The following is a 7,286-nucleotide window of genomic DNA, read 5'->3' as shown; positions in this document are numbered from 1 at the left end:
CCGAGCGCACCCCCGAGCAGCCCGTTGACCATCGCCTCGCCGATCACCTGCCGGGTCACCCGCCCCGACTTCCAGCCGAGCGCCTTGAGCGTGCCGAACTCCCGCACCCGGCGGGAGACCGCGGAGGAGGTCAGCAGCCCGGCGACGAGGAACGCCGCGACGAGGACGGCGATCGACAGCCACTTGCCGACGTTGGAGGCCAGCGAGGACGCCGTGGACAGCGACCCCGACACCGTGTCCGCGAGATCCGCCGACGTCGTCACCGTCGTACCCGAGATGTTCTTCTGGATGGCCGACTTGACGGCGTCGATCTGCTGGGAGTCGGTGGCCTTGACGTAGACCGTGGTGACCTTGTCCTTCGCGTCGCCGAGGGTCTGGGCCTGGGCGAGGGGGACGTACACGTTGGCGGCGGCGTCGCCGCTGTCGGCGGTCGCGATGCCGATGACGGAGAACGTCACCGTCTTGATGGTGATGGCCGAACCGACCTTGAGGGACTTCTCCTTGGCGTAGGAGGCGTCGACGACGGCGACCTTCGCGTTCGTCTCGGACGTCTTGAACGTCCGCCCGCTGGTGATCTTCGAGGAGGTCAGCGGCCCCAACTCCGGCTTGGCGACGTCGGTTCCGTACACGGAGTAGTTGTTGACGTCGAAGTCGGCGCCCCCGCCCCGGACTTCACCCTGCGGCTGCCCACCGGAACCGCCGCGACCGCTCCCCGTACCGCCACCGCCCTCGTTCTGCTGGACCTGCCCCCGCGTGAACTGCCCGTCCACCTTGACGACTTGGAGGCTGAGCCCGCCCACCGCGTCGGCGACGCCGCTCTGCTTGCCGACCTGCGTCACGGTCGAGGTGGCGAGCGTCTGGAACCCCCGCACCATCACGACGTCGCTGCTCTGCTGCGTAGCGCTGCCGCTGTCGCCGTCCTGCGCGTCGAACCGGAAGCGCGGACGCTCGGCGCCGGTGCCGCCGGCAGCCGCCGCCTTGGTGACGGTCATGTCCGTGCCGAGGCCGTAGAGCGACTGGAGGACCTTGTCCTGGGCCTGGCCCATGCCGGAGGACACGGAGTTGACCACGATGACCAGCGCGATACCCAGCGCGAGCCCGGAGGCGACGACGAGGGCCGCTTTTCTGCGGCGGCGCAGCTCGCGCCTCAGGTAGGTGAAGAACATGCGCCGAAAAGTAGGGACGGCGCGTGATGACTCGATAAGCCGCGCATAAGAGCCGGATGAGAAGGCCGCGCCGAAGCCCCCGTGCGCCAACTCGCCGACGCCGCAAACCCCTTCAGAAACGCCGATGCCGCCCCCGGCGAGGGAGGCGGCACCGATCAAGCCGTATGACGAACCGTCAGACCGAGGACCCGGCCTTCCAGTCGGCCCAGCTCATGTTCCAGCCGTTCAGACCGTTGTCCGGCGCGACGGTCTTGTCACCGGTGTTCTGCACGACCACGACGTCCCCGACGATCGAGTTCGTGTAGAACCAGTACCCGGCCGTACCCGTGTCGTTGGCGCCCTTCGTGTCCGAGAGACCCACGCACCCGTGACTGGTGTTGGTGCTGCCGAAGATGGACTTCGCGCCCCAGTAGTTGCCGTGGATGAACGTCCCGGAGTTGGTCAGCCGGATGGCGTGCGGCACGTCCTTGATGTCGTACTCGCCCTTGCCGTCGTCGTCGGTGAAGCCCACGGTCGCGCCGTTCATGCGCGTCTCCTTGAACTTCTCCGACATCACCATCGTGCCCTCGTACGTCTTGTTGTCGGGCGAACCGGCGGAGATCGGGATGGTCTTGATGGTCTTGCCGTCCTGCGTGACCTTCATCTGCTTGGTCTTCGCGTCGACGTAACTGACCTGGTTGCGGCCGATCTTGAAGGTGACGGTCTTCTGCTGGACGCCCACGACGCCCGGCGCGCCCTCGACCCCGTCGAGCGCGAGCTTCAGCGTGACGGTGGAGTTCTCCGTCCAGTACTGCTCGGGGCGGAAGTCGATGCGGTTGGCGCCGAACCAGTGGCCGACGACCTCCTGACCGCTGCTGGAGGTGACCGTGATGCCCTTCTGGACGGCGGCCTTGTTGGTGATCGACTTGTTGAAGTTGATCGAGACGGGCATGCCCACGCCGACCGTGGAGCCGGAGTCCGGCGTGAAGTTGCCGATGAAGCTGTTGGCCGGGGAGACGGTCGTGAACGACGCGTTCTCGTGGGCGACGCGGCCCTCGGAGTCCTTGGCCTCGGCGGCGACCTTGTACGTGGTGGAGCGCTCCAGCTGGTCGCTGGGCTTCCAGGTCAGCTTGTCGGCGGAGAGCGCGCCCTTGACGGCCGTACCGTCGGAGGTGGTCATCGTGACCGCCGTGAGCGTGCCCTTGCTGACCGTGACGGCCGCGGAGTTGTTGATGGAGGCGTTGGCGGAGCCGTCCGCGGGCGTGATCTTGATGTCCGCGACGGACGCCTTCTGGGCCGCCGCCTCGTCGGCCTTGGCCTGCGAGGACTCGCCGCTCCCGCCGCCGGAGGCGCCGTCGTCGCCACCGGAACACGCGGAGAGCACCAGGACCCCCCCGAGCAGTACGGACGCGGCCCGCAGACCCTTGCGCCGCTTACTGTTCGCTATCACTCGCTTCTCCATACGTTGCCGATTACCCGGAACCCGGACATCCCCGTATCCCCGAGGGTTCCCCAATCCCCGGGACCCTCTTGTCTGTTAACGCTTCAACCGCCGTCCCGCGTTCCACACGTTCCCGTCGTGTGAGCACGCCCACGTCCGCGCGGCCGAAGCAACACTGCCTGAGACGACGAAACCCCGGACGCGGTTTCCGTCCGGGGCCGCGGATCTCACTGGTTCCCCAGGACGCTCAACCGTTACGGTCCATGGCGTCGTCCTCCTCGTCATCATCCTCGTCGAGGTCCCATTCAGGCGAATCGGGGTCGTAGTCGATGCGCTCGGTGGACCAGGAGGCCTGGACGAGTTCCACTCCCGGCACCCCGCTGACCAGGCCGAACGGGTCGACGAGATAGGCGAGCGCCTCAGCGGTGTCTTCCGTCACAGCGCTCTCGGCGTGCGCGCGCTCGGCATCCGGAAGCTCCGGATCCTCCGCGAGCCGCTCCAGCGCGGCGCTGGTCACGGCGCCTTCGTCATCGAGTTCCAGCACGATATACACGCGAAGGCGGACAAAGCGCGAGGTTTCTTCAGTACTCATGCCGGGAGCGTACGATCTCTCTCCCCCGTGACTTTCCCGTGACCCTCGCCTTTCACTAAGCTCGCCCCCACGGCCATTCTCCAGCGCACAAGGAGATCGATATTCCGTGTCCTCCGCCCGCCGCCCCCTGCTGACCGCCACCGCCGCGGGGACTCTCCTGTGCGCCCTGTGGTTCGTCCCGTCCGCCAAGGCCGATACGGTCACCCCGGACGCGCCGGCGTCGCCGCACAGCACCTCCCAGCAGGCGCGTGCCGTACCCGCCGCGGATTCCTCCGGGGCGGAACTCGCCGACACCGGGAGTTTCGACACGACGCCGTACGTCGTCGGCGGGAGTGTTTTCCTCACATTGGGTGCGGGATTCGTGCTTTATTCGGTTCGCCGGGAACGCCTCGATTTTTGAGTCGGATTTGACGCCGACTTGGCCGAAACTTCATAGTTCGCTGTCATGAACAGAACGTGGGGGGTGCGGCTGTCCATGACGGCCGCCGCGAGCGCGCTCTCGCTCGCATTCATGACCGGTTGTTCCTCGGACTCCGGCGAGAGCAAGAAGGACACGGCCGCGGACGCGAAGGCGACACCGACGGCCGCCGCTGCGCCTGCGGCGAAGGCGGTGACGGCGGCGGAGCTGGAGAAGCTCCTGCTGGCGGCGGGTGACGTCAAGGGGTACAAGGTCAGCCCGGGGGACGACACCCTGCCCAAGGGCAAGTCCGAGGTGAAGACCGACAAGGCCGAGTGCGCGCCGCTGGCCTGGGCGAACACCGCCCTTCCGCCGGGTGACACGACCGCGGCGGCGAGCAACACCATCTCGTCGGACAAGCCGACCGACGCCGCCACCAAGCTCGACGTCAGCGCCCTGCTCTCCCTCGACATGACGTGGGTGGGCCTGTCCTCCTACGACGGCGACGGCGCCACGAAGGCCATGAAGACGGTCTCCGACGCCATCACCACCTGCGCGAGCGGCTTCAGCCTCTCCGGCGGCCCGGACAACACCAGCAAGATCACCAAGGTCGCCTCCGAGAAGGGGACCGGCGGCGGTGACGAGGCGCTGGCCTTCTCCGAGAACGTCAGCATGGACGGCGCGGGCACCGCCGTCTTCCACACCGAGGTGATCCGCAAGGGGAACACCGTCGCGACGTTCTACACGCTCGACTTCGGCGCCTTCGAGACCGGTCAGATGCCGAAGGTCCCGGCCGCGATCATCACAGCCCAGCTCGCCAAGCTGAAGTAACCGGGTACTACCCGGGTAGTACGGGCCCCTGCCCCTCATCTGTACGAGGGACAGGGGCCCCAACCCTTGTACTACCCCCCTACCGCAGCGCCCCCGTCACCTTCTCCACCGCCTCCACGAGCCCCCCGCTGCGCACGAACGCGTCGGCCGCGGCCAGGTCCGGCGCGAGGAACCGGTCAGGCCCGGGCCCCTGAACACCCGCCCCGCGTACGGCTTCCACGACGGCCTGCGTCGCGGGCGCCGGCGTCAGACCTTCGCGCAACTCCACCGCCCGCGTCGCCGCGTACAGCTCCACCGCCAGCACCCGCGTCAGATTGTCGACGGCCGTCCGCAGCTTGCGCGCCGCCGACCATCCCATCGACACGTGGTCCTCCTGCATCGCCGAGGACGGGATGGAGTCGGCGGACGCCGGTACGGCGAGCCGCTTCAACTCGCTGACCAGCGCCGCCTGCGTGTACTGGGCGATCATCAGCCCGGAGTCGACGCCGGCGTCGTCCGCGAGGAACGGCGGCAGCCCGTGGCTGCGGTTCTTGTCGAGCAGCCGGTCGGTCCGCCGCTCGGCGATGGACGCGAGGTCGGCGGCGGCGATGGCGAGGAAGTCGAGGACGTAAGCGACGGGCGCGCCATGGAAGTTGCCGTTGGACTCGACCCGGCCGTCGGGCAGGACGACGGGGTTGTCGACGGCGGACGCCAACTCCCGTTCCGCCACGAGCCGCGCGTGCGCGATGGTGTCCCGCCCGGCCCCGGCGACCTGCGGAGCGCACCGCACGGAGTACGCGTCCTGGACGCGCGGCGCGTCGTCCTGGTGGTGCCCGGTCAGCCCCGAACCCTCCAGTACGGCCAGCATGTTGGCGGCCGAGTCGCCCTGGCCGGGGTGCGGGCGGATCGCGTGCAGCTCGGGCGCGAGGACCTTCGCGGAGCCGAGGAGCGCCTCCAGGGAGAGGGCCGCGGTGATGTCGGCGGCCTTGTACAGGGCGTCGAGGTCGGCGAGCGCCATGAGCAGCATGCCGAGCATGCCGTCGGTGCCGTTGAGGAGCGCGAGGCCCTCCTTCTCGCGTAGCTCCACGGGCGTAATACCGTGCGCCGCGAGCAGTTCGGCGGCCGGGCGTACGGTGCCGTCGGGGCCCTCCGCGTCGCCCTCGCCCATGAGGGTCAGGGCGCAGTGCGAGAGGGGGGCGAGGTCGCCGGAGCAGCCGAGGGAGCCGTACTCGTGGACTACCGGGGTAATACCGGCGTTCAGGATGTCCGCCATGGTCTGGGCGACCTCGGGGCGTACGCCGGTATGACCCGAGCAGACCGTCTTCAGGCGCAGGAACATCAGCGCCCGGACGACCTCCCGCTCCACGCGCGGGCCCATCCCGGCGGCGTGCGAGCGGACGATGTTGCGCTGGAGCTGGGTGCGCAGCTCCTGGCCGATGTGCCGGGTGGCCAGCGCGCCGAACCCGGTGGACACCCCGTAGACCGGCTCCGGCTTGGCCGCCAGCGCGTCCACGATCTCGCGCGCCGCCGCGAGCGCCGCGACCGCCTCGGCCGACAGCTCGATCCGGGCTCCGCCCCGGGCCACGGCGAGAACGTCGGACGCGGTGACCCCGGTGGTCCCCACCACCACAGTGTGCATATCCATATTCAGGAGCGTACGCATTGAAGAGAGCGCTGTCACCACCGGAGCCCCGTTTCACTCCTTACCGGTGCGGTCGCCCCGGAAGCGGCGGCGTTCGGCGCCGGTAGGGGGTGGGGTGTCCGCCAGAAGTACTACGGGGTCCTCGGGTCCCTTGCGGCCCGCGACCACCGGGTACGCGGCGCGTTCCGCCTTCGCCCGGTACTGGGCCGCGTCCGCGAGCCGGAAGAGGCGGCGGGCCGTACGGATCGGGCCGATCGGGTCCGCCGTGGACGCGACGCCGCAGGCCACGCCCTCGCCGAGGTCCAACTCGCCCGCCCGGCGGCAGAGTTCGGCCGCCGCCGAGACGACCTCGTCCGCCGTCGGGCCCACCGCGAGGAGGCAGAACTCGTCGCCGCCGAGGCGGGCCGCCAGCGCGCCCGGGAGCATGGCTCCGCAGAGGGACAGGACCGAGCCGAACCGTTCCAGCAGGCGGTCACCGACCGCGTGGCCCTTCGTGTCGTTCACCTTCTTCAGGCCGTTCAGGTCGCACACGACAAGGCTGACCGTCACGCCCTCCGCCCGGTGCCTCTCGACCGCCTCGTCCAGGCGGACGTCCACGGCCCTGCGGTTCGCGAGGCCCGTCAGCGCGTCCGTGAACGCGAGGCGGCGGGCCTCCTCCAGGCGTTCCGTCTGCGCGAGGCCCGCGGCCACGACCGAGGCGAGGACCGTCGCGAAGTCCGCGTCCGCCCGCTCGAAGGGGGGTACCCCCATAGGTCTCGCGACGTACAGCTCGCCCCACGCCCTGCCGTTCAGGACGATCGGGGCGACCACGCAGGAACCCCGGCCCCTTCGCCGTAGCGCCGCGACGCGCTGGTGCACGTAGCCCGGTCTGCCCGTCGTCGGGCCCTCCGCCGTCTCCACCCACGCGTTCGGCTCGCCGCCTGTGGCCCAGCGTTCGTGCAGGAACTCCGCGATCTCCGGGAACTGGTGGACCGGGTACGACTCCGTCTCGGGGTACTGCTCCTCGTCCGGGGCCCTGTCCCCCACGTTCACCAGTACCCGTAGTCGGCCTAGCTCCCGTTCCCAGACGGAGAGGGCTGCGAAGGTTCCGTCGAGGGCGTGGCGTGCGCCGTCCGCCGCGGCGGTCCAGGTGTCCCTGGGGGTGCGTGCGGCCGCGAGTCCCTGCGCGAGCTTCACCACTGCCGCGAGGTGTCTTTCGTCGCCCATTCGTTCAGGCTAGGGATATTTGGGGTGAAAGGGGGGTTCGGGGCGGTCCGAGT

At 69.6% G+C, this 7,286-nt stretch carries 7 protein-coding genes; 2 read left to right on the top strand and 5 right to left on the bottom strand.

The annotated features are described in order from the left end of the window. The 3 genes from AOK24_RS20955 to AOK24_RS20945 form a co-directional block, all read right to left on the bottom strand. On the bottom strand, nt 1–1,166 hold a 1,166-nt coding region (locus AOK24_RS20955), incomplete at its 3' end, for an ABC transporter permease (protein ID WP_055721596.1). A 175-nt stretch (nt 1,167–1,341) separates the two neighbouring features. Beyond that, nucleotides 1,342–2,607, bottom strand: a complete 1,266-nt coding sequence (locus AOK24_RS20950; protein ID WP_055721595.1) for a L,D-transpeptidase — start codon at nt 2,605–2,607, stop codon at nt 1,342–1,344. 226 nt (nt 2,608–2,833) lie between these two features. Beyond that, entirely contained in the window at nt 2,834–3,178 is a 345-nt protein-coding gene (locus tag AOK24_RS20945) for a hypothetical protein (protein WP_063799492.1), read from the bottom strand. A gap of 106 nt (nt 3,179–3,284) precedes the next feature. Here AOK24_RS20945 and AOK24_RS20940 point away from each other — a divergent pair, with 106 nt between their 5' ends. Both AOK24_RS20940 and AOK24_RS20935 read left to right on the top strand, forming a co-directional pair. Then, entirely contained in the window at nt 3,285–3,578 is a 294-nt protein-coding gene (locus AOK24_RS20940) for an LAETG motif-containing sortase-dependent surface protein (RefSeq protein WP_055721593.1), read from the top strand. A gap of 45 nt (nt 3,579–3,623) precedes the next feature. Next, nucleotides 3,624–4,406: a hypothetical protein gene (locus AOK24_RS20935; RefSeq protein ID WP_055721592.1), complete on the top strand. Its 783-nt coding sequence runs from the start codon at nt 3,624–3,626 to the stop codon at nt 4,404–4,406. Nucleotides 4,407–4,485: 79 nt separating this feature from the next. On the opposite strand, the gene hutH is transcribed toward AOK24_RS20935, so the two are convergent. Beyond that, a complete protein-coding gene (hutH, locus tag AOK24_RS20930; protein ID WP_055721591.1) occupies nt 4,486–6,024 on the bottom strand; it encodes a histidine ammonia-lyase in 1,539 nt (512 codons plus the stop codon). A gap of 57 nt (nt 6,025–6,081) precedes the next feature. After that, complete coding sequence (locus AOK24_RS20925; RefSeq protein ID WP_055721590.1) at nt 6,082–7,233, bottom strand: GGDEF domain-containing protein; 1,152 nt, start codon at nt 7,231–7,233, stop codon at nt 6,082–6,084. Nucleotides 7,234–7,286 lie beyond the last annotated feature (53 nt).

This window comes from Streptomyces niveiscabiei (genome assembly GCF_001419795.1).
Lineage (GTDB): Bacteria > Actinomycetota > Actinomycetes > Streptomycetales > Streptomycetaceae > Streptomyces > Streptomyces niveiscabiei.
Note: the sequence above shows the minus strand (reverse complement) of the source record. Positions and strands in the feature narration are given on the sequence as shown.